This window comes from Xanthobacter sp. AM11 (genome assembly GCF_047444035.1).
Classification (GTDB): Bacteria; Pseudomonadota; Alphaproteobacteria; order Rhizobiales; family Xanthobacteraceae; genus Xanthobacter.
This window is the reverse complement of the sequence record NZ_JBLAOA010000001.1, coordinates 1,188,020-1,212,661: the sequence shown is the minus strand read 5'-3', so window position 1 is coordinate 1,212,661 and position 24,642 is coordinate 1,188,020. Positions and strand designations below refer to the sequence as shown.

20 protein-coding genes and 2 pseudogenes are annotated in these 24,642 nt (G+C 68.1%); 3 read left to right on the top strand and 19 right to left on the bottom strand.

Going from position 1 to position 24,642, the window contains the following annotated elements; all coding sequences use genetic code 11:
* Positions 1-2: 2 nt before the first annotated feature.
* The 18 genes and pseudogenes from ACI7BZ_RS05750 to ACI7BZ_RS05665 all read right to left on the bottom strand — a co-directional run bounded on the left by ACI7BZ_RS05750 (position 3) and on the right by ACI7BZ_RS05665 (position 18,717).
* Positions 3-1,058, bottom strand: coding sequence for a YeiH family protein (locus ACI7BZ_RS05750; RefSeq protein ID WP_414116227.1), 1,056 nt, complete (start codon positions 1,056-1,058; stop codon positions 3-5).
* A 255-nt stretch (positions 1,059-1,313) separates the two neighbouring features.
* The gene (locus ACI7BZ_RS05745) at positions 1,314-1,856 is read right to left on the bottom strand and encodes an SH3 domain-containing protein (protein ID WP_414116226.1); all 543 of its coding nucleotides are present in this window, start codon (positions 1,854-1,856) and stop codon (positions 1,314-1,316) included.
* A 110-nt stretch (positions 1,857-1,966) separates the two neighbouring features.
* Entirely contained in the window at positions 1,967-2,740 is a 774-nt protein-coding gene (locus ACI7BZ_RS05740; protein ID WP_414116225.1) for a ferredoxin--NADP reductase, read from the bottom strand.
* Between the two features lie 10 nt (positions 2,741-2,750).
* Positions 2,751-3,101, bottom strand: a complete 351-nt coding sequence (gene fdxA / locus ACI7BZ_RS05735; protein WP_414116224.1) for a ferredoxin FdxA — start codon at positions 3,099-3,101, stop codon at positions 2,751-2,753.
* A gap of 205 nt (positions 3,102-3,306) precedes the next feature.
* Complete coding sequence (locus ACI7BZ_RS05730) at positions 3,307-4,182, bottom strand: ABC transporter ATP-binding protein (RefSeq protein WP_414116223.1); 876 nt, start codon at positions 4,180-4,182, stop codon at positions 3,307-3,309.
* A gap of 22 nt (positions 4,183-4,204) precedes the next feature.
* A complete protein-coding gene (locus ACI7BZ_RS05725; RefSeq protein WP_414116222.1) occupies positions 4,205-5,146 on the bottom strand; it encodes an ABC transporter permease in 942 nt (313 codons plus the stop codon).
* A gap of 4 nt (positions 5,147-5,150) precedes the next feature.
* Positions 5,151-6,591 (bottom strand): annotated as a pseudogene (locus ACI7BZ_RS05720) (ABC transporter substrate-binding protein).
* Between the two features lie 202 nt (positions 6,592-6,793).
* A complete protein-coding gene (locus ACI7BZ_RS05715) occupies positions 6,794-7,570 on the bottom strand; it encodes a Crp/Fnr family transcriptional regulator (RefSeq protein WP_414116221.1) in 777 nt (258 codons plus the stop codon).
* A gap of 666 nt (positions 7,571-8,236) precedes the next feature.
* A complete protein-coding gene (locus ACI7BZ_RS05710; RefSeq protein WP_414116220.1) occupies positions 8,237-8,653 on the bottom strand; it encodes a F0F1 ATP synthase subunit epsilon in 417 nt (138 codons plus the stop codon).
* Between the two features lie 48 nt (positions 8,654-8,701).
* Positions 8,702-8,935, bottom strand: a complete 234-nt coding sequence (locus ACI7BZ_RS05705; RefSeq protein ID WP_414116219.1) for a hypothetical protein — start codon at positions 8,933-8,935, stop codon at positions 8,702-8,704.
* Positions 8,936-8,968: 33 nt separating this feature from the next.
* The gene (gene atpD / locus ACI7BZ_RS05700; RefSeq protein WP_414116218.1) at positions 8,969-10,405 is read right to left on the bottom strand and encodes a F0F1 ATP synthase subunit beta; all 1,437 of its coding nucleotides are present in this window, start codon (positions 10,403-10,405) and stop codon (positions 8,969-8,971) included.
* A gap of 33 nt (positions 10,406-10,438) precedes the next feature.
* Positions 10,439-11,314 (bottom strand): F0F1 ATP synthase subunit gamma, encoded by an 876-nt coding sequence (locus ACI7BZ_RS05695; RefSeq protein ID WP_414116217.1) that lies wholly within the window; start codon positions 11,312-11,314, stop codon positions 10,439-10,441.
* 39 nt (positions 11,315-11,353) lie between these two features.
* On the bottom strand, positions 11,354-12,883 hold the full coding sequence (atpA, locus tag ACI7BZ_RS05690) for a F0F1 ATP synthase subunit alpha (protein WP_414116216.1): 1,530 nt from the start codon (positions 12,881-12,883) through the stop codon (positions 11,354-11,356).
* Positions 12,883-13,413 (bottom strand): F0F1 ATP synthase subunit delta, encoded by a 531-nt coding sequence (locus tag ACI7BZ_RS05685; protein ID WP_414119098.1) that lies wholly within the window; start codon positions 13,411-13,413, stop codon positions 12,883-12,885. Before ACI7BZ_RS05685 ends, atpA begins: the two co-directional genes overlap by 1 nt.
* A 268-nt stretch (positions 13,414-13,681) precedes the next feature.
* Positions 13,682-13,837, bottom strand: a pseudogene (locus ACI7BZ_RS05680) (amino acid ABC transporter ATP-binding protein); the annotation flags it as partial.
* A gap of 186 nt (positions 13,838-14,023) precedes the next feature.
* Entirely contained in the window at positions 14,024-15,373 is a 1,350-nt protein-coding gene (locus ACI7BZ_RS05675) for a S41 family peptidase (RefSeq protein WP_414116215.1), read from the bottom strand.
* Positions 15,370-16,770, bottom strand: a complete 1,401-nt coding sequence (locus tag ACI7BZ_RS05670) for a murein hydrolase activator EnvC family protein (RefSeq protein ID WP_414116214.1) — start codon at positions 16,768-16,770, stop codon at positions 15,370-15,372. Before ACI7BZ_RS05670 ends, ACI7BZ_RS05675 begins: the two co-directional genes overlap by 4 nt.
* 57 nt (positions 16,771-16,827) lie before the next feature.
* The gene (locus ACI7BZ_RS05665) at positions 16,828-18,717 is read right to left on the bottom strand and encodes a M3 family oligoendopeptidase (protein WP_414116213.1); all 1,890 of its coding nucleotides are present in this window, start codon (positions 18,715-18,717) and stop codon (positions 16,828-16,830) included.
* 282 nt (positions 18,718-18,999) lie between these two features.
* Here ACI7BZ_RS05665 and ACI7BZ_RS05660 point away from each other — a divergent pair, with 282 nt between their 5' ends.
* The 3 genes from ACI7BZ_RS05660 to ACI7BZ_RS05650 all read left to right on the top strand — a co-directional run bounded on the left by ACI7BZ_RS05660 (position 19,000) and on the right by ACI7BZ_RS05650 (position 24,140).
* A complete protein-coding gene (locus tag ACI7BZ_RS05660) occupies positions 19,000-19,755 on the top strand; it encodes a response regulator transcription factor (RefSeq protein WP_414116212.1) in 756 nt (251 codons plus the stop codon).
* A gap of 339 nt (positions 19,756-20,094) precedes the next feature.
* Positions 20,095-22,077: a L,D-transpeptidase family protein gene (locus ACI7BZ_RS05655; RefSeq protein WP_414116211.1), complete on the top strand. Its 1,983-nt coding sequence runs from the start codon at positions 20,095-20,097 to the stop codon at positions 22,075-22,077.
* A 602-nt stretch (positions 22,078-22,679) separates the two neighbouring features.
* On the top strand, positions 22,680-24,140 hold the full coding sequence (locus tag ACI7BZ_RS05650) for a peptidoglycan L,D-endopeptidase MepK (RefSeq protein ID WP_414116210.1): 1,461 nt from the start codon (positions 22,680-22,682) through the stop codon (positions 24,138-24,140).
* Between the two features lie 12 nt (positions 24,141-24,152).
* Here ACI7BZ_RS05650 and ACI7BZ_RS05645 read toward each other — a convergent pair whose 3' ends face one another.
* A complete protein-coding gene (locus ACI7BZ_RS05645) occupies positions 24,153-24,416 on the bottom strand; it encodes a DUF2312 domain-containing protein (RefSeq protein ID WP_414116209.1) in 264 nt (87 codons plus the stop codon).
* Positions 24,417-24,642: the final 226 nt, after the last annotated feature.

Below are 24,642 nucleotides of genomic sequence, written 5' to 3'. Positions count from 1 at the left end.
CCTCACATCAGGGTGGTGATGAGGATGAAGCTCAGCACCGAGATGAAAAGCCAGGCGGCAGCGCCGAGGAGGAGCGGCCGCACCCCCTTCAGCCGCAGCTTGGCGATGTCGGTCTCCAGCCCCATGGCCCCCAGCGCCACCGCCAGCAGGAAGGTGGTGGTGGCGACGATGGGCATCTTCACGTCCGCCGGCACGGCCCCGGTGGAATTCAGCATCACCATGGCGATGAAGCCGAACACGAACCACGGCATGGGCGGGCTGGCATGGCCGGCCGCCTTGTCGCCGCGGGCGCGCCAGATGGCGGCGGCGCCGAGGCCGATGACCAGCGGGGCGAGCAGCATGACCCGGGACAGCTTCGCCACGGTGCCGAATTCGCCCGCCTGCTGGCCGCCCTGGAACGCCGCCGCCACCACCTGCGCCACCTCATGGATGGAGGCGCCGGTCCACAGGCCGAAGGCGTGGGCGTCGAAGCCGGTATAAGGCAGCAGCGCCGGCATCAGCAGCATGGAGAGCGAGCCGAACACGGTGACGCACGCCACCGCATAGGCCACGTCCTCGTCGGAACCGCGGGTGACGGTGTTGGTGGCGATCACCGCCGAGGCGCCGCAAATGGCGGTTCCCGCCGCGATCAGCTCGGACAGCTGCCGGTCCACGCCCATCAGCCGGCCGAACCAGCGGGTGGCGAAGAAGGTGGCGAACAGGGTGACGGCGACGATGGAGAAGCCCACCAGCCCCACCGAGCGCACCTGCGCGAACGTGAGCTGGAGCCCCAGCAGCACGATGGCGAAGCGCAGGATGCGCCGCAGGGCGAACTTCACCCCGGCCTTCGCCGCCAAAGGCGTGCCGAAGATGTTGTGCACCGCCATGCCGATGACGATGGACAAGACCAGCGGGCTCACCAGCCCCATGCCGGGAACCTGCCGCAGGCCATAGGAGGCGGCCGCAATGAGAATGGTGAGGGCGAGCCCCGGCAATATGCCGCCGAAGGCGGTGATGAAGGGGCCGGGGGCGGCCACGGCCGGCGCCAGGGCGGGGTCGGAAAGGTGCTTTTCGGTCATCACGATACTCCGGGGCTGAGCCGGAGCATCGCGCCGCATGATCAATCTATCAAACGAGTTGTATTTCTACAATTGATCGATTTTTGTTTTGAAAGCGATCCGCTGACACGGGACCGCCCACGCGGTGCCCTGTGAGCGGTGAGGCGCCCTCCACCGTCTGGAATAGGGGCGGCACACCCACCCCGGCGCGTGCTCTATCCTTAAGTTAAAGGGTGATTCACCGATCAAATTCAGTCAATTTGATCGGATCGCGCTCTACCGGCTGATGGAACCGCGGTGGACCACCGTGTTGCCATAAGGTCCGCGCGTCACCCCCACATGGGTGCAGGTGCCGTTGGCGCAGCGCGTGGCGCCCGCATGGCCCACCGGACCGCCGGCATAGGGGGCATAATAGCGGTTCCACTGGCCATACCACGGGCGGCCCGCATAATAGGTGTTCCAATAGGCCTGGTTGAAGCTCACCACGGCCACGCCCACCGCCGGCGCCACCGGAGCGGCCAGCACCACCGGCGCGCCCGCATAGACCACCTGGATATAGCTCGCCGCGATCCAGCCCCGCGCACCGGCGAAGCCCACGTCGCACCAGCTGTAGTCGGCAAGGCATCCATGGGTGACGATGGAAGCCCGCGCCGGCACCACGGTGACCACCGGGAAGGTGACGGAGGGGCCCGCCCTCAGGTTCACGTTGGTGAGGGCCACCGCCGGGGTGGCTGCCCTGGCACCGGTGACGAGTCCGCCACCGAGAAGCAGGCCGGCAAGGCCGAGGGCCCGCGCCGCGTGAGATCCGATCCTGAACATGCCGGCCAAAGCAGCCTCCTGCACCATGACATGCCGGGAAGGCTAGGACCGCCCGTTTGCGCCGGCTTTTCAGGATCGGCCCGGTGCGTGACGTTTTGTAACCACGCGCGTCAGCGCTCCGCGAAAGCCTTTTCCACCACGAAGGTTTCCGGCCGCGATCCGGCCCCCTCCACGAACGCCCGGCGCTCCAGAAGGTCGCGCGTGTCGGCCAGCATCTGCGGCGAGCCGCACAGCATCACCCGGTCGTGGGCCGGGTCGAGATCCGGCAGGCCGAGATCGGCGAACAGGCGCCCGCTCTCCATGAGGTCGGTGACGCGGCCGCGGTTGCGGAACGGCTCGCGGGTCACGGTGGGATAATGCAGCAGCTGGGCGGCGGCATATTCACCGAGGAAGTCGTGGGCCTTCAGCTCCGCCACCACCTGCTCCCCATAGGCCAGCTCGGCCACCTCGCGGCAGCCGTGCACCAGGATGATGTGCTCGAAGCGTTCATACGCCTCGGGATCGCGGGCGATGGAGACGAAGGGGGCAAGGCCGGTGCCGGTGGCCAGAAGGTACAGCCGCTTGCCGGGCTTCAGATTGTCCAGCAGCAGCGTTCCCGTGGGGCGGCGGCCCACCAGGATGGGGTCGCCGGGCTGCAGCATCTGCAGGCGGGAGGTGAGCGGCCCATCGGGCACCTTGATGGAGAAGAATTCCAGCTGCTCCTCATGGGGCGCGCAGGCCAGCGAATAGGCCCGCAGCAGCGGGCGCTCCCCCACGTCGAGGCCGATCATGGTGAACTGGCCGCTCTTGAAGCGGAACGCGGGGTCGCGGGTGGCGGTGAAGGAAAACAGCCGGTCGGTCCAGTGGCGGACGTCGAGGACGGTTTCGGTGTTGAGATTGCTCATGCCCGCCGCCTCACGCCACGCCGGAAGCCGATTGGCCGGGAGCCGCCGAGAAGGCGCTTTCGAACTTGCCGTCCACGTCCATCCATTGGGTGGCGTCGGCCGGTGGCTCCTTCTTCTCGGCGATGTTCGGCCATCTGGCGGCATATTCGGCATTGAGGGCGATCCACGGCGCCGCCTCCGGCGCGCTGTCCGCCGCAATGGCCGCCGCCGGGCATTCCGGCTCGCACACGCCGCAGTCGATGCACGCGTCCGGGTTGATGACCAGCATGTTCTCCCCCTCGTAGAAGCAGTCGACGGGGCAGACGGACACACAGTCCATGAATTTGCAGCGGATGCACTTGTCGGTGACGACGTAGGTCATGGGGCAGGTCCGGTTGTTTGTTCTTCTTTATTTTATTCGCCCGGGACTGGCGCCTGTAGGACTAAGGTCTTTCAAGGTCAATTAATTGCAGAATTCTCTGGCGCCTTCGGCGGCTCGCAAGTCCGCACGCACGCCGCCGTCCCCCGGCCTGACCGGAGGGCGACGACGGATGGAACAGGCGGAAGGAAGGACAGCGCAGCCGGCCTCACACCACCTGCGCGAGGCTGGCGCCGTTGAGGTTCACGGCGAGGCCCTTCAGCGCATCCTCGTTCAGCTCGCCGCCCATGGCCTTCAGGCTCTCCTCGCGGATGAGCGCGCCAAGATCGGCCCGCAGCTGGATGAACTCGGGGGAAAGCTGGAGCGCCGCGTCGCGCGGGCGGGCGAGGGGGACCGTCACCTCGGCCTTGATGGTGCCGGGGCGGGCGGTCATCACATAGATGCGGTCGGAGAGGAAGATGGCCTCGTCGATGTCATGGGTGACGAACAGCACCGAGATGCCGAGCCGCTGCCACAGGTTGGTAAGGATCTGCTGCATGATGATGCGCGTCTGCGCGTCCAATGCGCCGAACGGCTCGTCCAGCAGCAGCACCTTGGGCCCGGTGGCCAGCGCCCGCACGATGCCCACGCGCTGCTTCATGCCGCCCGAAAGGCGGTCGGGATAATGGTCCTCGAACGCGGAAAGGCCGGCGAGGCCCAGCAGCGTGCGCGCCGCCACGGCCCGCTCCGATCGCCCCATGCCGCGCATCTTGAGGCCGAATTCCACATTCTCGCGCACCGTCTTCCACGGAAACAGCGAATATTGCTGGAACACCATGCCGCGGTCGGCGCACGGCCCCTTCACCGGCTCCCCATCCACGCTGACGCGGCCGGCGGTGGGCTTCAGGAAGCCCGCCACCGCATTGAGCAAGGTGGACTTGCCGCAGCCGGACGGGCCGATGATGGACACGAACTCGCCGGGCCGCACCACCAGGTCGGCTTCGCTCACGGCCACCATGGCGCCGTCCAGCGTATCGTAGGCAAGGTGGAAGTCGCTGACCTCGATGAGGCCGGTCTTCACGGGAGGGGTCGCGGGAATCGCCATGGTGCGCCTCGCTCGAAGGGGTTCACTTGGCCCGGGACCAGGGCGTCGCCGCCCGCCCCACGAGGCGGATGAGGAAGGACGAGCCGAGGCCGAGCACGCCGATGGTGATCATGCCCAGGGCGATGTCCGGATATTGCACCAGGGAATAGGCCTCCCAGGTGAAATAGCCGATGCCGAACTGGCCCGAGATCATCTCGGCGGCGATGAGCGACACCCACGCCACGCCCATGCCCACCGTGAGGCCGGTGAAGATCTGCGGCAGCACCGCCGGGAAATAGACCTCGCGGAAGGTGGCCCGCTCGCTTGCGCCCAGGCAGCGGGCGGCGCGCACCAGCACTTCGTCCACATTGGACATGCCGTGCAGCGTGTTGATGAGGATGGGGAAGAACGAGCCGAGGAAGGTGATGAAGACGATGCTTTCCTCGTTCGTCGGCCATAGCATGATGGACATGGGCACCCAGGCGATGGCCGGGATGGGCCGCAGCACCTCCGAAACGGGGAAGATGAACTCCTTCAGCAGCGCATAGCGCCCCATGAGCAGCCCCAGCGGCACCGCGACGGCCGTGGCCAGGGCGAAGCCGAAGAAGATGCGCCGGCAGGAGATGATGATGTGCTCCATGAACGCGCCGGTGGAGAAGGCGGTGGCCGCGCTCTCCAGCACCTGTTCCGGCGAAGGCACATTCACGAACCGCACGTAAAGCACCATGCGGTTGGTGGTGAGCACGTGCCAGGCCAGGATGAACAGGCCGATGGAGAGGGCGCCGAGAAGGGTGGCACGGATCATCGGCGCGTTCAACTTCAGCCAGCGCCGCACCCGGGCGACGGAGCGCGACGGGGGTGGCGTCGGCGTTGGCTCCACGCGCTCGGGCCGCAGCACGATATGGCTTGCGGGCACGACGCCGGCGCCCGCCTCGGCGCCGGCAAGATGAAGGGGGGCGGGAACGATGGCCGCGGCGTGCTTCATGGCCTCACCCGCGCCCGGCGGTGGCGGCCTTCAGCGCATCGCCGAGGCCCATCACCTTGCCGCCGGCCTTCCGGGCGGCAGCTTCCGCATCCGCCTTCAGGAGGAAGGGCAGGATCTCGGTCTTGCCGTCCTTGGTTCCCACCGCGAAGAAGGCCTCGCTGGCGAACAGCTTGATGCCACGGGCGGTGTCGAACAGATAGGTCATGCTCGCCTTCTTGCCCTGGCTGGAAAGCTCGGCCAGCGCTGCGAGGGTGCAGGCCGGGGAGGAATAGGCCTTGATGCCCTCGCCCTCGATCCAGATTTCGCCGGCCTTGCGCGGCTCGGTGATCTTGGTCTTGCAGAAGGTGTCCTCGCCGGTGACCTCATAGTTTTCGAGGCTGGCGAGCTGCTTTTCGTAATCGAGGCCGAGTTCCTTGTAGGCCTGACGGATATAGGTGTCGTTCACCCACGCCTTGACGTCGAACTCCTTCATGCGTCCGAGCTTCTGCAGCACCGCGGCATCCTCCGCCGCATCCGCCACCAGCTGCGGCTTGATGGTGGGGTCCATGGTCATGATGCCGCCGGGGCCGAGGAAGATGTAGACCACTTCCTTGTCGATGCCGGTCCACTTGGCGATCTTCTCGGCGGCACCCTTCGGGTCCTTGCGCACCCAGTCGTTCGCCTCGATGACGGCCTTCAGATAGGCGACGACGACTTCGGGATACTTCTCGGCAAAATCGGTGCGCACCACCACGCCGTGCCAGGTGGGGGCCTTGGTTTCCACGCCGTCGAAGATCTTGCGGGCGAAGCCGCGGAAGGGGAGCAGCTCGGCGAAGGGAACGAAGTCGGCGTGGGCGTCGATCTTCTTTTCCTGCAGGTTGGTGGAGCCCACTTCCGGCGACTGGCTCACCAGCTTGAAGTAATCGTTGGGCCAGCCCTTGTCCTGCATGGCCTTGAGCACCATGCCGTGGGCCGCGGAGCCGAACGGCACGCTGAGCACCTTGCCCTTGAGATCGGAGAAGCTCGAAATAAGGCGAGTCCTTATGCACCACCACGCCGTTGCCGGAGCCGAAGATATTGTAGGCCGCAACGCCGATGAGCTGCGACTTGGATTGCGGATTGGTCTGGAAGGTGTAGCCGTTCACCACCAGCGGAAAGTCGCCCATGCCGCCGAACTGCAGCTTGTCCGCCATCATGCCGTTGGTGACGGGCGGGCCGGAGGTGAAGTTCTGCCAGTCCGTGGTGAAGGTCACGTTGGCATACTTGCCGTCCTTGGGCAGGTACTTCTCCAGGAGCTTCAGCTCCTTGATGACCACGCCGGTGGTGACCGTGTTGGTGGTGGTGTCCTGGGTGCCGATGCCGATGTTCACCGCCGTCTGCGCCATGGCGGGTAGAGCCGTGAGGGCCGTGGAGGCGGCAAGGGCGAGGGCGAGGGAGGCATTTCGCGGGCAGACTGGGAAGGTCATCGGTTCCACCTTTCCGGGCAGGGGCGGCTTTCGACGGTGATCTTCGGCCGCGCGCTTCGATTCATTCAAAGGAAGATGCCCCGGCACTGTCGATTAGTTGCCTCCTTTGGGGTCGTGCCGCCCCTTTGTGCAGATGGTGCCCGGATTGCCGGCTCCGGGCCATTTTCCCGTGGGCGAGCCCGGTCTACCTTCCGCCGCAGCGTCACTTGTCGCCGCGCATGGCGTGCAGCGCATCAAGGTCGAACACCACGATCTTGGCCTTCTCCGCCTTCAGCACCCCCTGTTCCTGCAAGCGCTTGAGGCTGATGGTGACCCATTGGCGGGTGGCCCCCACCATGTGGGCGAGGTCCGCATGGGTGAAGGCGCTGCCGATGACCACCGCGCCATCCTCCCGCACGCCATAGGTGTCGGCGAGGTGCAAAAGGAGGTGGGCGAGGCGCTCGGTGACCGAGCGCGTGCCCAGCATCTGGGCAAGGGCGGAATAGCACTTTCCCTTGAAGGTCAGCCCCTCGATGAGGCCGATGGCGAAGGCGGGAATCTGGGCGATGAGCCTGCGCAGCGTTTTTCCGGTGAGATGCACCACCACCGAATTGGTGGCGGCGACGCCGGACCAGACATGCTGTCCCTGGCCGAAAAGCTCCGGCCCGCCGACGAAATTGCCGGAGTGCCAATAGGCCAATGTGATCTCGCGGCCGGAGGGGGCGATGTAGAAAACCCGGATGCGGCCGCTTTCGATGAGGAAGATGCCATCGTGGGGCGTGCCCTGGGAGAACAGCATCTTGCCGCGGTAGACCACCCGCTTCTGGCCTTCTCGCAGCACCTCCTCCCGCTCGCGCGCCGAGAGGCGCTGGAACAGAAGCGGCGGCCCGCTGGACAAGGCGGCGTTTTCGGCAAGGAGAAGCGCCTGCGCCGGATTGGCGCCCGAAAGGAGCGCCGACCCGGCGGCGTTAAGCTGGCCCTGGGCGGGGGTGAGCTGCATCTGGTGCCTCCGGTTTGATCTGTTCCAAACCGCAAGAAGCGTACCATTCTTAATTCAATTTTTTCAATAGAATTAGTTTTATTTAATCCACCCCCACCGGAGCACCCGCCCCGCTACAGAGATCCATAATTTCACGCAAGGACCACAGCCCGGCGGCCGTGATGGCAGCGGCGGGCGACCCGGACCGTGATCGGAGGGCCCCCACCTCGCGGCAGGCCGGGACTCACAGGCCCCGGCCAGAACCACCAACAGGCGCCGCCCCGCGGTTGCCGCCGGTCCCGCGCGTCCATTCCACGCGGGACGCAGCGCGGTCAGACGGGAGACGTCCTTCGGGGCTAGTGGATCAAAGGCTTGTGGTTCGACCCGCAGGCGACAGATGGGTTCCATCTGTCGCGGTCGAACCACTTGAACCGGCATCGCCCCCCGGCCGGGTGGAGGCAGCGCCGAAACGCACGGCGGGTGGTGGATCGCACCCCGCCAGCTTCCCCCGCTCCACCGTTCCGGCCGGGCGACGACACGCCGGCCTTCAACGGGCCGGGTGGTGCTGAATTCACCGTCCGGCCCGGCGCCCGCGCGGCGTGCCAAGCCGCGCCGGGGCCTCGGGTGGCACAAACGAAAACGGCGGCTCGCGCCGCCGTCATGTTCCAGAGATGAAGGGCCGGCCGATCAATGGGCGGCGGCAGGACCGCGCTGCAGGGCCTCATAGACCTGCTGGAGGTCGCCCAGATGGCGGGCAGCACGCTGGCGGGCATCGTCGGAGCGGGCGTCCGCCACATCTTCCTTGGCGTCGCGGATCTGCTGCTCGATGGCGCCGAGATCCAGTTCCTCCACCGGCTTGGCTTCTTCCGCGAGGATGGTGAGCCCCGCCGGGTTCACCTCGGCGAAGCCGCCGCGCACGAAGAAGCGGCGGGGGGCGCCGTCGGCCTTGATGGTGAGGATACCGGCCTTCAGCATGCCGATGAAGGGGGCGTGGCCGGCGAGCACGCCGAATTCGCCTTCGGCGCCGGGTACGATCACCTCGGTCACGGCACCGGAAAACACGAGCCGCTCGGGGGAGACCAGCTCAAAGGGTAGGGTCGCCATTTTTCTCGTCTCCGGGTCGGGCCCTGAACCAGTGCGGCCGTGGGACCGTCAGCGCCGTCGCTCGGCCACGAAGCCGAGACCCAGGCCGATGATCGCACCCACCACGGCCGCAAGGCCGATGTGGCGGGACTGCTCCGAGGTGAGGCCGCCATGCGGCCCCTCCCCCTGCAGCTTGATATCGATGCCCGGCAGGCGGATTTCCGCCACCTGCGGGCGCGTCAGCCAGCCGACGATGCCGCCGGCCAGCAGACCGAGGACGAGGAGGAGGACCTTCACATTCATGAGGGCGCCTCACGCCTGCATCCGGCCGAAGTCTCAGGCCGCTTCAGCGGCCAGCTTCTTGCCCTTCTCGATGGCTTCCTCCATGGAGCCCACCATGTAGAAGGCCTGCTCCGGCAGGTAGTCGTACTTGCCTTCCACCAGGCCCTTGAAGCCGGCGATGGTGTCCTTCAGGTCCACCAGCTTGCCGGGGGAGCCGGTGAACACTTCCGCCACATGGAAGGGCTGGCTGAGGAAGCGCTCGATCTTGCGGGCGCGGGCCACCGTGAGCTTGTCCTCTTCGGAGAGCTCGTCCATGCCGAGGATGGCGATGATGTCCTGGAGCGCCTTGTAGCGCTGCAGGGTCTGCTGCACCTGGCGGGCGGTGTTGTAGTGCTCCTCGCCGAGGATGGCGGGGGAGAGCATGCGGGAGGTGGAGTCCAGCGGGTCCACCGCCGGATAGATGCCCTTTTCCGCGATGGAGCGCGACAGCACGGTGGTGGCGTCCAGATGGGCGAAGGAGGCGGCGGGCGCCGGGTCGGTCAGGTCGTCGGCCGGCACGTAGATGGCCTGCACCGAGGTGATGGAGCCCTTGGTGGTGGTGGTGATGCGCTCCTGCAGGGCGCCCATGTCGGTGGCCAGCGTCGGCTGGTAGCCCACCGCCGAGGGAATGCGGCCGAGCAGAGCCGACACTTCCGAGCCGGCCTGGGTGAAGCGGAAGATGTTGTCCACGAAGAACAGCACGTCCTGGCCCTGGTCGCGGAAGTGCTCGGCGACGGTGAGGCCGGTGAGAGCCACGCGGGCGCGGGCACCCGGAGGCTCGTTCATCTGGCCGTACACCAGGGCGCACTTGGAACCCTCGGTCGAGCCGTTGTTCTCGTGGGGGTCCTTGTTCACGTTGGACTCGATCATCTCGTGGTAGAGATCGTTGCCCTCACGGGTGCGCTCGCCCACGCCGGCGAACACGGAATAGCCGCCGTGCGCCTTTGCCACGTTGTTGATCAGCTCCATGATGAGCACGGTCTTGCCCACGCCGGCACCGCCGAACAGGCCGATCTTGCCGCCCTTGGCGTAGGGGGCGAGGAGGTCCACCACCTTGATGCCGGTGACGAGGATTTCCGCCTCGGTGGCCTGTTCCGCATAGGACGGGGCCGGCTGGTGGATGCCGCGCAGGCTCTCGCCGACGATGGGGCCCAGCTCGTCCACCGGCTCGCCGATGACGTTCATGATGCGGCCGAGGGTGGCCGCGCCCACCGGAACCTGGATCGGCGCGCCGGTGTCGGCCACTTCGCCGCCGCGCACCAGACCTTCGGTGGCGTCCATGGCGATGCAGCGAACGGTGTTCTCACCGAGATGCTGCGCCACTTCCAGCACCAGCCGGTTGCCCTGGTTGGTGGTTTCCAGCGCGTTGAGGATTTCCGGCAGGTGGCCGTCGAACTGCACGTCGACGACGGCGCCGATGACCTGGGTGATGCGTCCGAGCTTGTTCGCCATTTTCGTCGTCCTTTGTCCTTGACCGCGCTGCCGTCAGAGCGCTTCGGCGCCGGAGATGATTTCGATGAGTTCCTTGGTGATCTGAGCCTGACGCGTCCGGTTGTAGATCAGCGTCTGCTTCTTGATCATGTCGCCCGCATTGCGGGTGGCGTTGTCCATGGCGCTCATCTGCGCGCCGTAGAAGGACGCCTGGTTCTCCAGCAGCGCGCGGAAGATCTGCACGGCCACGTTGCGCGGCAGGAGATCGGTCAGGATCTCCTCTTCCTCGGGCTCGTACTCATAGACCGGACCGGCCTCGTCGGCGTCCCGCTCGGGGAACGTGGCGGGGATGATCTGCTGGGCGGTGGGGATCTGCGAGATCACGCTCTTGAAGTTGGCATAAAAGAGCGTGCACACATCGAACGCGCCGGTGTCGAGCAGCGCCAGGATCTTGTCGGCGATCGCGGTGGCGTCCTTGAAGCCGAGGCTGCGCACGGAGCGCAGGTCCACCAGCTCGATGATGCGGTCCGGATACACCCGGCGCAGCTGGTCGTAGCCCTTGCGGCCGACGCAGAAGAACTTCACGTCCTTCCCTTCGCCGATCAGCTGCTGGGCCTTCTCGCGGGCGAGGCGGACGATGGAGGTGTTGAACGCCCCGCACAGGCCCCGCTCGCCGGTGGCCACCAGAAGCAGGTGCTTCTGGCTCTGCCCCGTCCCGGCAATCAGCACGGGCGCCTGGCCCCCGCCGATGATGCCGGCAGCCAGGTTGCCCAGCACCGTCTCCATGCGCTCGGCATAGGGACGGGCCGCTTCCGCCGCCATCTGGGCGCGACGCAGCTTCGCCGCGGCGACCATCTGCATCGCCTTGGTGATCTTCTGCGTCGCCTTGACCGAGGCGATGCGGTTTCTAAGGTCTTTCAGGCTGGCCATCGCGCCCGTCCGTCAGGTTCGAGGAACGAAGGGCGCCGTTCAGGCGAAGCTCTTGGCGAAGGCGTCGATGGCCTTCGTCAGCTTCTCTGTGGTGTCCTTGGAGAGCTCCTTGGACGTGCGGATGGCATCCAGGATCTCCGGGTGCTGCGTGCGCAGCGCCAGAAGCAGGCCGGTTTCGAACTCACGCACCTTGGAGACGGGCAGCGGGTCGAGATAGCCGTTGGTGCCGGCGAAGATCACCGCCACCTGCTCTTCCACCTTGAGGGGGGAGAACTGGCTCTGCTTCAGAAGCTCGGTGAGGCGGGCGCCACGGTTGAGCAGCTTCTGGGTGGAGGCGTCGAGGTCCGAGCCGAACTGGGCGAAAGCCGCCAGCTCGCGATACTGGGCGAGCTCGCCCTTGATCTTGCCGGCCACCTGCTTCATCGCCTTGATCTGGGCCGAGGAGCCCACGCGCGACACCGACAGGCCCACGTTCACCGCCGGGCGGATGCCCTGGTAGAACAGGTCGGACTCCAGGAAGATCTGCCCGTCCGTGATGGAGATCACGTTGGTGGGGATGTAGGCCGACACGTCGTTGGCCTGGGTCTCGATCACCGGCAGCGCGGTCAGCGAGCCGGCGCCGTGCTCGTCATTGAGCTTGGCGGCGCGCTCCAGCAGGCGGGAGTGCAGGTAGAACACGTCTCCGGGGTAAGCCTCGCGGCCCGGCGGGCGGCGCAGCAGCAGCGACATCTGGCGGTAGGCCACGGCCTGCTTGGAAAGGTCGTCGTGGATGATGAGCGCATGCATTCCGTTGTCACGGAAATACTCGCCCATGGCGGTGCCGGTGAAGGGCGCCAGGAACTGCATGGGCGCGGCGTCCGAAGCGGTCGCGGCCACGACGATGGAATATTCCAGCGCGCCCTGCTCTTCCAGCACCTTCACGAACTGGGCGACGGTGGAGCGCTTCTGACCCACCGCGACATAGACGCAGTAGAGCTTGGCCTTCTCGTCCGTACCCTGGTTGATGGGCTTCTGGTTGAGGATGGAGTCCAGCGCCACGGCGGTCTTGCCGGTCTGGCGGTCGCCGATGATCAGCTCGCGCTGGCCGCGGCCGATGGGGATCAGCGCGTCGATGGCCTTCAGGCCGGTCTGCATGGGCTCATGCACCGACTTGCGCGGGATGATGCCCGGCGCCTTCACGTCGACGCGGCGACGCTCGGTGAACATGATCGGGCCCTTGCCGTCGATCGGGTTGCCGAGGGCATCCACCACGCGGCCGAGCAGGCCCTTGCCGACGGGGGCGTCCACGATGGCGCCGGTGCGCTTGACCGTCTGGCCTTCCTTGATCTCGCGGTCCGAGCCGAAGATCACGATGCCGACATTGTCGATTTCGAGGTTCAGCGCCATGCCGCGCGTGCCGTTCTCGAACTCGACCATTTCGCCGGCCTGGACGTTGTCGAGGCCATAGACGCGGGCAATGCCGTCGCCGACGGAGAGGACCTGGCCTACCTCCGAAACCTCGGCCTCCTGGCCGAAGTTCTGGATCTGCTCCTTGAGGATGGCGGAGATTTCAGCGGCTCGAATGTCCATCAGCGGACCTCTTTCATCGCATGCCGGATAGAATTGAGTTTGGTCTTCAGCGAGGCATCGACCATGCGGGAGCCGAGCTTCACGATGAGACCACCGAGGATGGACGGATCGACGGTGACGTCGAGCTTCACGTCCTTGCCGGTCTGGGCCGCCAGCGCTTCCTTCAGCGTGGCAAGGTGCGCATCGCCGAGCGGAGCGGCAACCGTCACCTGCGCCGTCGTTTCGCCGCGCGAGGCGGCCACGAGGGCGGCATAATCGGAAATCATGCGGGGCAGCGCGAACAGGCGGCGGTTTTGCGCCACCAGCTTCACGAAATTCCCGGACAGGCCGGAAATGCCCACCTGATCAAGTATCGCCGAAATGGCCTTCAGCTGCTCGTCGGCCGAAAAGACCGGGCTCTTCACCAGCCGCGCCAGATCCGCACTCTCATCAATGAGAGCCGACAGGCGATCGAGATCCGCCTTCACGGAATCGACGGCGCCGGCCCCTGTCGCCAGTTCGAAAAGCGCGGTCGCATAGCGCCCCGCCATGCCTGACACGATCGTATCCGCCACCCCGCACCTCTCTCGAACTTGCAGCGCAGCGCGGTGCACCTTGCACCGCCACAGCCCAAGCCCTTGATCTGTTGGGAATATTCTTGTGCGACCCCGAAAGGGGGACAAACCCGCCCCTCGAAATCCCGGTGTGCCTAACACAGGCAGATCGGGGCGGCAACATGACCGAAGGATGGCACCTAGGCCGCATTGCCGCACCGACGGCGCCGGCTACCGTCGCGGAGACGACCCGAGGCCCCGGCGCAACCCCCAGAAACTGCTTGAGTTCCGGCGTCCGCGGGTCGGCGAAGAGGGCGGACGGGGACCCCACCTCATGCACCCGGCCCTGATGCATGAACACCACTCGGTCGCACACGGCGCGGGCAAAGCGCATCTCGCGGGTCACCATGAGCAGGGTCATGGCGTGCCGGTGCGCCACCCGCCCACGGGTACCGGCTCGACGCGTTCAACCCTTTCTAATCCTATCGTATAGCGACATATTCGCCCGCCGTGCACCGGCCTGAAAACGCCGATGCCCCGCCCGATGTCTCGGACGGGGCATCGGCACGATCGGCAGGCCGGGCGGCGAGAAAGCGCCGCCCGCCGGTCAGTTGGCCTGGGAGGCCTTGTTGGGGCTCGCCGGGAAGGCGGCGTTCTTCACCGTGCCCTTCATCAGCTCCACCGCCAGCTTCAGCTGGGTGTCGTCCTTGGGCTCCGGCGGAACGTAGGACGGGGAGCCCGTCTGCTCGTCTTCGCCGTTCTTCAGGTGCCCCTTCAGCGAGGCCTCGCCGCGGGAGGTGTCCGTGGAGCCGCCCAGCTTGGCCTTGATGTCGTCCGGCACGTCCTGCACCAGAACGATGTCCGGCTCGATGCCCTTGGCCTGGATGGAGCGGCCGGAGGGCGTGTAGTAGCGCGCAGTGGTGAGCCGCAGCGCCCCGCTCTGGCCGAGCGGGATGATGGTCTGCACCGAGGCCTTGCCGAAGGTGCGCGAGCCGAGCACCGTGGCGCGCTTGTGGTCCTGCAGGGCGCCGGCCACGATCTCCGATGCGGAGGCCGAGCCGCCGTTCACCATCACGATCACCGGCTTGCCCTTGGTGAGGTCGCCGCCGCGCGCGTTGAAGCGCTGGGTCTCGTCCGCATTGCGGCCGCGGGTGGAGACGATCTCGCCGCGCTCCAGGAACGCGTCGGACACCGCCACCGCCTGGTCCAGCAATCCGCCGGGATTGTTGCGCAGGTCGATGATGTAGCCCTTGATCTTGTCCGGCCCGATCTTGGCGGTCAGCTCGTCGATGGCCTTCTTCAGGCTCTCGTAGGTCTGCTCGTTGGTGAACGAGTTGATGCGGATGTAGGCGATGTCGTCCTGCTCGACGCGCGAACGCACCGTCTGGATCTTGATGGTGTCGCGCACCACCTTGATCTCGATGGGCTTGTCCATGCCCTTGCGCAGGATGGTGAGGGTGATGGGCGTGTTCACCGCGCCGCGCATCTTGTCCACGGCCTCGTTGAGGCTGAGGCCCTGCACCTGCTCGTTGTCCAGCTTGGTGATGAGGTCGCCGGCCTGGACGCCGGCGCGGCTGGCCGGGGTGCCCTCCATGGGGGTCACGACCTTCACCAGGCCGTCCTCCATGATGACCTCGATGCCGAGGCCGCCGAACTCGCCGCGGGTCTGCACCTGCATGTCGCGGTGGTTCTTCGCGTCCATGTAGGAGGAGTGCGGGTCCAGCGACTGGAGCATGCCGTTGATGGCCGCCTCGATCAGCTTGGCGTCCTCAGGCTTCTCCACATAGTCCGAGCGCACGCGCTCGAAGATGGTGCCGAAGAGGTTCAGCTGCTGATACGTATCCGACGACGCGGCCTCGGCGGCGGAGCCGAGCAGCATGCGCGGCTGAACCGCGGCCACAGCCACGAGGGCGCCCGCCGCAACGCCGAAGAGAAATAAAGACGTACGACGCATCATCCACGCACCTTCCGACTGTCTGTTGCCGCCCACCAGGGGGTGGGGTCGATCGAAGTCCCATCCTTGCGGAATTCGACATACAATTGGGGCTGTCCCAAGGCTTGCAAGGCTGGCGCCTGTAAACCCGGCGCCTGCGAACCGGGTGCCTGCGAAGCCCCCGGCCCGGCGGGCACGCCGCGTGGACCTGTGACGGGTGCCGGACGCGCAGACGCACCGCCCATCACCGCCACCGGCTCGCCCGCGAGGACGAACTGGCCGAGTTCCACGGTGATCCGCTCCATGCCTGCCATCAACACATGGTATCCGCCGCCCGCATTGATGATCAAGAGTTGCCCGTAGCTGCGGAACGGGCCGGCATAGACCACCCAGCCATCGGCCGGCGCCATCACCGGGGCGCCGGCGCGGGTGGCGATGGTGAGGCCCTTCTCGGTCCCGCCCACGCCGTCCGAGGTGCCGAAATTGCGCAGCGTCACGCCGGCAACCGGCAGCGGCAGCAAGCCCTTAGCCTGGCCGAAGGCGATGGCGGGGGTGATGCGGGCGGGATCGCGCAGCGCGGTGAGGTCGGCCTTCGCCGCCTCGCCGGGGCGGGCCACCGCTTGGGCGGCATCGGCGGCCCGTGCCGCGGGGGCCACCTCGGTCTCCAGCCTCGTCACGAGATCGTGCACGTCGCCGGTGGATTTCGCCAGCGCGTCCGCCTGCGCCTTTTCCGCCGGGGGCACCGGGTGGTCCTCCGCCTGCCGGCGCTGACGCTCGGTCACCAGCACCGCGAGCCGCTTGCGGTCGTCCTCCAGCTCGGCGCGCAGGCGGGTCAGGGCCTCGCGGGCGGCGGCGAGGTCGCCCCGTACCCGGGCCAGCTCCGACAAATCGGCGGCCAGCGTCTCCGCCTCCACCCGCAGCTCGGGCAGGAGGGCGCCGAGCAGGATGGCCGAGCGCACCGCGTCAAGGGCATCGTCAGGCCGCATCAGCAGGGCGGGCGGCGGCTCCCGGCCCATGCGCAGCAGCGCCGCCAGCACCTGGGCCAGAACCCCGCGGCGCTGGGCGAGGGAGAGGGTCAGCTCGGAGGCGGCGCGGTCGAGCGCGGTCATCCGCGCCTCCACCTCGATGAGCTGCTGCTCCACGCCCCGGGTGCGGGTGGCGGTCTCCACCAGCAGCTGGTTGAGCCGGCCGCGGTCTCCCTTGGCGGCGTCGAGCTCGGCCCGCAGCCGCTTCTGGGCCTCTTCGGTGCCCGCGAGGCTGGACTTGAGCGCGTCCGTGTCCAGTCCCGGGCGGGGCGGGGGCAGCGGCACGGCGGCCGCCGGCCGCGCCGGCGAGGCCGCGGTCTGGGCGCGCCCCTCCCGCGCCGCCGGAACGGTGCCCAGCAGCGTGAGGACGAGGAGCAGGGCGATCCGCGCGATCATGAACCGATCATTAAGGAAATACCTTGAGGAGAGGTAAATCGGCGCGACGCCCGGTCCTCAACCCTCCATGCCCTCCAGCTCGGAGATCATGCGGTCGATGAGGGAAAGGCCGGTCTGCCAGAAGGCCGGGTCCCGCGCATCGAGGCCGAACGGGGCCAGCAGCTCGGCATGGTGCTTGGTGCCGCCCGCCGCCAGCATCTCCAGGTAACGCTCGGCAAAGCCGTCCGCCGCCTTCTCGTAGACCGCATAGAGCGAGTTCACCAGGCAGTCGCCGAAGGCATAGGCGTAGACGTAGAACGGCGTGTGGATGAAGTGGGGGATATAGGTCCAGAAGCTTTCGTAGCCCGCACCCAGATGGATGGCCGGGCCCAGGCTCTCGCCCTGCACCTGCATCCAGATCTCGCCGATCTTCTCGGCGGTCAGCTCGCCCTGGCGGCGCTCCGTATGGACGTGGCGCTCGAAGGTATAGAAGGCGGTCTGGCGGACCACCGTGTTGATCATGTCCTCCACCTTCTGCGCCAGCATGATGCGGCGCGCCTCCGGCGTCTCGGCGGCATCCAGCAGGCGGCGGAAAGTGAGCATCTCGCCGAACACCGAAGCGGTCTCGGCCAGCGTCAGCGGGGTGGGCGCCATCAGCGCGCCCTGGCGGGCGGCCAGCACCTGGTGCACCCCGTGGCCCAGCTCGTGGGCCAGCGTCATCACGTCCCGCGGCTTGCCCTGGTAGTTGAGCAGCACGTAGGGGTGGGCCGAGGGCACGGTGGGATGGGCGAAGGCGCCCGGCGACTTGCCGGGGCGTACCGGCGCGTCGATCCAGGACTTGTCGAAGAAGGTGCGGGCGATGTCCGCCATCCTGGGCGAGAAGGTGCCGTAGGCGGACAGCACGGTGTCGCGCGCCTCACCCCAGCCGATGTCCCGGGTGGCGACCTTGGGAAGGGGGGCGTTGCGATCCCAGAACTCCAGACGGTCCTTGCCGAACCACTTGGCCTTCAGCGCGTAATAGCGATGGGACAGGCGGGGATAGGCCTCGCGGATGGCCGCCACCATGGCGTCCACCACCTCCTGCTCCACCCGGTTGGCCAGGTGGCGGGAGGCGGCGACGTCGGTGAAGCCGCGCCAGCGGTCGGAGATTTCCTTGTCCTTGGCCAGCGTGTTGGTGACGAGGGTGAACAGCCGCAGGTTCTTGCCGAAGGTCTCGGCGAGGGCGAGGCCGGCGTTGCGGCGCACCTCCTCCCGCGGGTCCTGCATCAGGTTGAGGGTGGGCTCGATGGCCAGGTCCTGGCCGTCCACGGTGAAGCGCAGGGACGAGATGGTCTCGTCGAACAGCCGGCTCCAGGCGCTGCGGGAGGGGTTCGACTTCTCGTGGAAGAGCTGCTCGATCTTGTCGTCGAGCTGGTACGGCTTGTCCTTGCGCAGGTCCTCGATCCAGGGCCGGTAATGGCCCAGGGCCGCATCCGCCATGGCGGTTTCCAGCACCGCGTCGTCGATGCGGTTCAGCTCCAGGGTGAAGAACAGGAGGTGGGTGGAGGCGTCGGTGAGCCGCTCCTGGATGTCGCCGTAGAACTTGGCCCGGGCGGGGTCGGAGGTGTCGCCGGCATAGACCAGGCTGCCGTAGGAGGCGATCCGGCCGATGAGGTCGTCGATGGCTTCATAGCGCTTCACCGCCTGCGCCATCACTGTGCCCGCATCGGCGGCGGCGAGGATGTCGGCGAGCTTGCCCTTGTAGGCGGCCTCGAACGCCTTGCACTCGGCATCCGCCTTCAAGAGGTCCGCCTCCAGCTTCGGCGAATCCATGGCCGTATAGAGATCGGCGAGATTCCACTCGGGCAGCGCCTCGCCCGCGGTGGCGGCGGCGGTGGCCGGAGCGGCGTGGCTGGGGGCGGAAATGGCGGTCAGGAAATCCGGGGAACGAATCGGGCCAAGCTGGAACCGGTGCGGGAAACGGAACATGGGACCTCCGGGACACGGGGCATAGGACACCGCCGGGCCTTAGAGCCCGCCGGCGCATGAAACGCCAGGCCGCAGCGCCCCGATGCCCGGCGCGCGATTGCGGCCGGTTGGACTGCGCCCCTCATTGCCGGACAGAATCGCCGCATTGGGCGCGCACCGCAAGCGCCGGCCCGGCCGGAGGGGTGCCAGGCGCGGCGCGCGGGATAAAGGTCAGGGCTTCTTAACCATCGCCGGCCACTCTGCCCTGCCAATATCCCTGCCTGATTCCCGCCGCGGACCCTGATGCTCCCTTCCCTGCTCCTGGTCGAGGACGACCCCATCGAGGCCCGCCGCCTCGAATCAGCTTTGTCCGCAATGGGCTACCGCGTGACCCTTGCGCCCGACGGCGACGCCGCCTTGGCGCTTCTGGGGGCGGAGCCGTTCGACGTGATGCTGCTCGACCTGGTGGTGCCGGGGCTCGACGGCATGGGCGTGCTGCGGGCCATGGCGCAAAAGGCATATGCCGTGCCGGTGGTGGTGCAGGTGACGCCGGCCGGGATGGATGCCGCCGGCGGCGCCATCCGCGCCGGAGCGCGCGATTTCGTGGTGAAGCCGGCGGGGGCGCTGCGCCTTGAGGTGGCCCTGCGCAATGCCGCCATTCTGGGCCGTGCCGAACCGGCGCGCCCCGAACCGCACGGGGCACCGGCGCCGGACAATGTGATCCGGCTCACGCCGCCCGCCCCGCGCGCCGCCGCACCGCAGATGGAGCCGGAGCCGGCCGATCTGCCGGAGGTGCCCGCCGCCGCTTATGCCCGGCTCGACGCCGCCGGCCATGCCCGCCGGCTGGAGCAGATCGAGGCGGAAGCCATCCGCTTCGCCCTGTCGCTCTATGGCGGACGCCTCGCCGAGGTGGCCCGCCGTCTCGGCATCGGCCGCTCCACGCTCTACCGCAAGCTGGCGGACCTCCAGATGGAGGCGGACGGCGCGGCGCATGCGCAGGCGGTAGAAGGCAACCACACGATGGAACCCGAGCGCATCCAATTTGTTGCGGCTGAGTGACATGATGGTGAAAAGCTTGGCCCTACCCAAGCTTGTGAGTTGATCGGACCCGCGCCGCGCGGCACGAAGCATGGGCGGGGACAAGCCAGGGCGCACGTTGGGGCGCCACTTGAGCGCACCCTTCGGGCAGCGGCTGCAGGTCCGGTCCGGCGGGAACGTCCGGTCCGGCGGGAACGTCCGGTCCGGCGGGAACGTCCGGTCCGGCGGGAACGTGGGGCAGGGCAGGTGCCGGCGTCCGCAGCCCCCCGGGGCCGTGCGGGCCGCCTGAGGGGCGCTAGGGAGAGAGCCATGGGGTTCGGGCCACGGGTTGGGATCGCGACGGGCCGTCTGGGTCGCGTCATGTGGGCCGGTGCGCTCGGCATTGCCGTGTCCGTTTCCGCCACGGCGCGGGCGGAGCAGCCCGATCCGCCGTCGGTGCCCCTCACCAGCAATGCGGGAATGGGAACGAGCGAGCCGGTGCCGCCCCGGGCGTCCGGGGGCGTGGACGCCGCCGGCAGCACGGCGGGGACCGCCGCCCATGTCCCCCTCACCACCCCCCTGCCGCCGCGCACCGCGCCCCCGGCGCCCCGCGCCATGGAGGCCGCGGCCCCCGTGCGGGGCGGGGTGGATTCCGCCGGCGACACGCCGCTGAGTGCCGCCACGCCGGCCCAGACCCAATCCCCCGCCCAGGACCCGGCTCAAGCCCAATCCCCGGCCCCGGCCCCGGCCACCGCCCAAAGCGCGGTCCAATCCCCCGCCCAGGTCCAATCCCCCGCCCAGGCCCCGGCCCCGCCCGCCGCGGCGGCGGAAGCCCCGCCGGCAACGCCGCTCCCCCCGGTGGCGCAGGCCATCGCCGCCCAGCTGGCGGCCCCCGAATCCATCACCTCCTCCCGCAAGGAGCAGGAAGCCCTTGTCACCTTCTACGGCGCCCGGCAGGACATGCCGGTGTTCGTGGACGAGAAGGGGCTCGTCCCCCGCGGAACCGCGGTGATCGCGCGGCTGGAGGCGGCGGCCGAGGACGGGCTGGACCCCGCCGATTATGCGGTGTCCGCCCCCCGGGCCGGCGCCGATGCGGCGCAGCTGGCCCGCACCGAGCTGAAGCTGGCGGCGGCCGTACTCACCTATGCGCGCCACGCCCAGTCCGGCCGGTTCGATCCGGGCCGCATCTCTGCGCTGGTGACGCCGGTGCGGGACATACCGGACCCCGTCGAGATCCTCACCAAGGTGGCCTACGCCGCGGACGCCAACGCCGCCCTTGCCGGCTTCAACCCGCCCCATGCCGGATACAAGGCCCTCAAGGCCCAGCTGGCCAAGGCGGCGGGCCGCACGACGCCGGCCATCGCCACCATTGCGGACGGGCCGCAGGTGCGCCCGGGCGCCCGCGATGCGCGCATGCCGGCGCTGCGCACCCGCCTCGGCATCACCGCCCCGGCGCAGGACGAGCAGGCCTATGACCCCGCGCTGGTGGAAGCGGTGAAGGCGTTCCAGGAATCGGCTGGAATCAAGCCCACCGGCATCATCGGCCCCTCCACCCTCAAGGCACTGAACGCCGGCGCCACCCCCGGGGGCGGCAGCCTGAAGGCGGACGTGATCGCCAACATGGAGCGCTGGCGCTGGCTGCCGCGCGACCTCGGCGAAATGTATGTGATGGTCAACATCCCGGAATTCATGGTCCGGGTGATGAATGACGGGCACAAGATCCACGAGACCCGCGTCGTGGTGGGCAAGCCCGAGACGCCGACGCCGCTTTTGACCCGCGAGATGAAATATATCGTGGTGAACCCGGCCTGGAACATCCCGCCGTCCATCGCCCGCAACGAGATGATGCCGCTGTTGCGCAGCGATCCCTCGGCCCTCAGCCGCCGCGGCATCCAGGTGGTGCGCAACGGCTCGGGCGGCTATTCCTTCCGCCAGTCGCCGGGGGAGCGCAACGCGCTGGGCCGCATCAAGTTCATGTTCCCCAACGACCATTCGGTCTACCTGCACGACACGCCCTCGCGCGCCTTGTTCCAGAACGACCGGCGGGCCTACAGCCATGGCTGCGTGCGGGTTTACCAGCCGCTCGAATTCGGCGAGGTCATCTTCAATCTCGGCCTGCCCGGCGACGGCTGGACCGAGGGGCGCATCGCCAAGATGTTCGGCAGCTCGGAGCGCTACATCAACCTGAAGCAGCGCTTTCCCGTGCACATCGTCTATTTCAACCTGGTGTTCGACGATGCCGGGCGCATGATGGTGCGCGAGGACCTCTACGGCATCAATGCCGAGGTGAAGACCCTGCTGGGCCTCGACGGCAAGCGCCGCATCGCCGACGGCACCGGCCCCAAGGCGCCGAAAACCCGCTGATCCACACCGGCGCGATCGTAGCCCCCTCCCCGTCCCAGCCCGGCATCCGGGCCGGGGCGCCGCGCTGCGCGGGGCCATGACCGGAGTGGGGTAACGGCGAGCGCGTTTTCCCCAAGCGGGCGACGGGGCCGTTGCCGCACCCTCCCCCTGCCCCGCGGCCGGCCCTCATCCCCAGGTTTATTTAAAATCAATAACTTGCGTGCCTACGCCTCGGCCACATTGCGGCGAGATGCCGCGTGGATAACCCCTGTCAGCATCACCACAACACCTTGCCTGATGCGGTAATGGCACAGCTTCCGCAGGGTAAAAGGCACGTTTTCGCCATACTCCGCCGATAATCACGGCACCGTGACCGGTGTGGGAGCCTGTGTTCCCACCTCCGGTGCAAGGGGGCGCGGGGTGTCAACACACCCTTAACCGAACCCGACAAGACTCCGTTCACGGGAAACGGACCGGAAAGGGCGACCTTGCCGGCGCATCCGCCTCCCGCGTGAGGAAAGAGGCCGTGCCGTCCGCCTGCCCAAAAGGCTTGCAGGTCCGGCCTCCAGCGTCGCGGCTCCGGCCTCGGCATCCTTGAAATCTGAGCCTCGGGTTCGAAGACATTGGCCATCCCCACCGCGCTGAACACCGTCCGATCCCTGCGCCTGCGCGGCGCCCCGGCCCTGCGCGCGGTGACCATCGCGACAAGCCTGCTCGTGGCCGGCACCAGTTCGCTGCAGAATGCGGTGGCCAATGGCGATACCCGCACCATCACCATGCACCACACCCATTCGGGCGAGAGCGGCACCTTCACCTTCAAGAAGAACGGCCGGTACGACCCCGACGAGTTGGAGCGGATCAATCATTTCCTGAGGGACTGGCGCAACCAGAAGTCCACCAAGATGGACCCCCAGCTGTTCGACATCGTGTGGGAGGTCTACCGCGAGACCAACGCCACCGCCCCGGTGCAGATCGTCTCCGCCTTCCGCTCGCCGGAGACCAACGCCATGTTGCGCTCGCGCAGCAGCGGGGTGGCGAAGTTTTCCCAGCACATGCTGGGCCACGCCATGGATTTCTTCATTCCCGGCGTCAATCTCAGCGAGCTGAGGGCGGCGGGCCTGCGGCTGCAGCGCGGCGGGGTCGGCTTCTATCCCACCTCCGGCTCGCCCTTCGTGCACATGGACACCGGCAATGTGCGCCACTGGCCGCGCATGTCCCATGACCAGCTCGCCCGCGTGTTCCCCGACGGCAAGACGGTTCATGTGCCGTCCGACGGGCGCCCGCTGGCCAATTACAACGCCGCCCTCGCCGAGCTTCAGGCGCGCGGATCGCGGCCCGGCGTGGCGGTGGCCTCCGCCAATGGCGGCAAGAGCGTGAAGACCATCTTCGCCGGGCTGTTCGGAAAGAAGGACGCGGACGACGACGAGGGCGGCGAATCGGCGCCCGCCGCCGCTGCAGCGCCGGCAGAGGCTCCCGCCGGGCGCACCCAGGATGCGCCGCGCACGCAGACGGCGGGCCTTGCCGACCGTCCGCTGCCCCCGGCCCGGCCGGCCGAGATCGCCGCCGGCGCCCTCATCGCCCAGGCCGCCACCGCTTCGTTCCCGGCGCCGCTGCCGGGGCGCCGCCCGCCCGAGGCCGATGGCGCACGCAACAGCCGGGTGGCCAGCCTGACGGCGGGCAGCACCCCCGCGCCCCTGCCCGCCCTCATCACCCGCGGCAGCGCGGCGGATGCGGGGCCGGCGCTCGGCTATGCCGCCGCCGTGCAGGGCGATGCCCGCTTCCTGGCCGGCGGCCTGATGACCCATGCGGCCGCCACCGAGCCGGCCCCGCCCCCGGCGGCCGGCGCCGCAAGATCCCGCGCCCGCCCGGCGGAGCCAGCCTACGGCCGGCTGCTGATGGCGCCGGACCTGGCGGCGCAATCCTATATGAGCAGCCCGGAAGTGCGCCGCCTCGCCGATTTCATGGAGCCGGCCCACGCCCGCATGGCACTAGCGAACGAGGATAATTTCCGCATCCGCTTCGCCGGTGCCCCGCACGCCCCCGCGCCGGCCCCGGTGCAGATGACCTTCGCGCGGCGCATGTAGGGGCGTGGGCGCTCAGACGAAGATGCCCAGCGCCTGGAGATAGAGATCGACGATCGCCTCGTGCTCCTTGCGTTCGTCCACATCTTCCTTGCGGATCTTCAGGATCGCGCGCAGCGCCTTCACATCGAAGCCGTTGGCCTTGGCCTCCGCGAACACGTCCTTGATGTCGTCGGCAATGGCCTTCTTTTCCTCTTCGAGGCGCTCGATGCGCTCGATGAAGGATTTCAGCTGTTCCTTGGCAAAGCCCGCTGGGGCATCGGATTCGTCTTCCGCCACCTGGCCGGTCTCCTCGTCACGGGCGCGCCCGGGCCATCTTCGCCACGGAACGCGCATTAGGTCATTCGGGGCCGGCGGCGACGCGGGCGGTCTGGCCTGCGCCCGCCGGACCGGCGCCCGGGTCGGGGGAAGATAGAGGCGCCCGCGCGCCGTCCCGTCAAGGACGCGTCCCCGCTTTCCACCTCCCATTGGCGCCCATGGGCTCTTTCCGCGCGCCCCGGCGGCC